Here is a 290-nt window from a genome sequence, read left to right on the forward strand (position 1 = left end):
GTTTTTTTAATCCTTGCTTCCACAAGTTGGTGACTGGCTAAAGTTGGAGGCTGCTAACCCGTAAGGATAGTCAATGCGTCACTACGAAATCGTTTTTATGGTTCACCCGGACCAAAGCGAACAAGTACCGGCAATGATTGAGCGTTACACAGCGTCTGTTAAAGAAGCTGGCGGTCAAGTTCATCGCTTAGAAGATTGGGGTCGTCGTCAATTAGCATACCCAATCAACAAACTTCACAAAGCACACTACGTGTTAATGAATGTAGAAGCACCTCAAAGTGTAATCGACG

1 protein-coding gene is annotated in these 290 nt (G+C 44.5%); it reads left to right on the forward strand.

Annotated features, from left to right (window positions below; translation table 11 throughout):
* Positions 1–73: 73 nt before the first annotated feature.
* On the forward strand, positions 74–290 hold a 217-nt coding region (gene rpsF / locus FLQ44_RS02855; RefSeq protein WP_147692967.1), incomplete at its 3' end, for a 30S ribosomal protein S6.

It is taken from the genome of Vogesella mureinivorans, from assembly GCF_007644035.1.
Classification (GTDB): Bacteria; Pseudomonadota; Gammaproteobacteria; order Burkholderiales; family Chromobacteriaceae; genus Vogesella; species Vogesella mureinivorans.